We start from the raw sequence: 1,557 nt of genomic DNA, 5'->3' as shown, positions 1-1,557 counted from the left end.
ACGTGGGCGCAAGGCCAGTTTGCCCACGGATAAAATCCGCCGTGTTCTGGAAGAGGTAGGCCGGCCGCCCAAAGCGCTGGGGCGCTGGAGCTGTCGCACGATGGCTAAAGCCGCCGGTTTATCCAAGGCCACAGTGCAACGTTTGTGGGCGGCCAATGACATCAAGCCACATGTATCGCGGACGTTCAAGGTCTCGAACGATCCGGCATTTGTTGAAAAGTTCTGGGATGTGATCGGGCTCTATCTCAAAGAGCCAGAGAAAGCCTTGATCCTATGCTGCGATGAAAAGAGCCAATGTCAGGCCCTGGAACGCAGCCAACCAGGGCTACCCTTGGGTATAGGCCATATCAAGACGCGCACGCATGATTATACGCGGCATGGCACATTGACGTTGTTTGCGGCGCTCAATTATCTTGAAGGCAAGTTGATATCCAGGATCGCTCAAAAACATCGGCATCAGGAATGGTTGGCTTTTTTGCGCAAGATTGACCGTGAGACGCCCAAGGATTTTGCTATCCACATCGTCGCCGACAATTACGCGACCCATAAACACCCGGCGGTCAAGGCATGGTTGGCACGCCACCCCCGTTTTCACCTGCACTTCACCCCGACATCATCGTCCTGGCTTAATCTGGTCGAGCGCTTCTTCCGCGATGTTACGCAAACGATCAGCGAAGGCAGCTTTACTTCCGTCCGCGAATTGGCCGCCACCATCCAGGCCTTCCTGGCCGATCGTAACGCCAATCCAAAACGCTATGTCTGGACCGCCAAAGGCGAAGACATTCTCCGCAAAATCCAATCCGCCCGCATGGCGCTGCAAAAATGTAAGGCTATTTGAGAGACTCTACACTAGCCCGTGGGGATCATCGGTGCCGATGCCGCCAATGTCGCCAGTCTTGAGGCGCAGTTCGACTGCGTCGAGCCCGGAGACGTTATAGAGGCGCCGGCCTGTGCCCATCCTGATTCCAAAGCCGTTCAGCCAAGTGTTGCGCACGATCCGGACGCCTTCGATATCGGAGAGCGCAACGCGATAATCCCAAAGTCCTGGCCCGAAATACCAGCGAATCCCGGTGCCGCTTACTTCTACCGTCAGGGACGAGAAGAGCCACGCCAACCCACAACACAGGGCGGACGGTGCGAGCAGCAACCAAGGCCAATGCCCCGGTCGAAGGGTCATCGCCAAGATCCCAGGCAACCCGGTAAGTAGAGCCGCAAGTGGCAACACCGTCAGCATCAAGGTGCCGCGCTGGGTGTGATAATAATGCCCTGCCATGACCTCTTCCGCAATGACCTTCGCCGCTTGAACCGCCATCCTCCGGGGACGGCCTTATTAACGCCGAGCTTGCCGCTGCCAACGGATTTTGGCAATACTAATTCCTCGACACAGGCGGCTCTCGCGGGAACGCGGGGTTAATCCTGGTTCGAAAATTGTAGAATAAAACCATGCGGCAGGCCTCTCGGCGGAGCGGGAAAAGGCGCCGCGCGGCGGACCGCCGCGAGCCAGGCGGTATCGAGCGCCGGATCGCCGCTCGCGCGATAGACCGCCTGATGCGTGAG

Annotated in this window: 3 protein-coding genes; 1 reads left to right on the top strand and 2 read right to left on the bottom strand. The window is 57.8% G+C overall.

Annotated elements, in window-relative coordinates; all coding sequences use genetic code 11:
• A partial coding sequence (locus ACREXZ_RS30790; RefSeq protein WP_431767904.1) for an IS630 family transposase occupies positions 1-838 on the top strand: 838 nt, incomplete at its 5' end.
• A gap of 6 nt (positions 839-844) precedes the next feature.
• Here the strand turns inward: ACREXZ_RS30790 and ACREXZ_RS30785 are convergent.
• Together ACREXZ_RS30785 and ACREXZ_RS30780 are read right to left on the bottom strand one after the other, a co-directional pair.
• A complete protein-coding gene (locus ACREXZ_RS30785) occupies positions 845-1,312 on the bottom strand; it encodes a hypothetical protein (protein ID WP_431767903.1) in 468 nt (155 codons plus the stop codon).
• Between the two features lie 98 nt (positions 1,313-1,410).
• On the bottom strand, positions 1,411-1,557 hold a 147-nt coding region (locus ACREXZ_RS30780; RefSeq protein WP_431767905.1), incomplete at its 5' end, for an energy transducer TonB.

It is taken from the genome of Paraburkholderia sp., assembly GCF_050742655.1.
In the GTDB taxonomy this organism is placed as follows: domain Bacteria; phylum Pseudomonadota; class Gammaproteobacteria; order Burkholderiales; family Burkholderiaceae; genus Paraburkholderia.
Note: the sequence above shows the minus strand (reverse complement) of the source record. Positions and strands in the feature narration are given on the sequence as shown.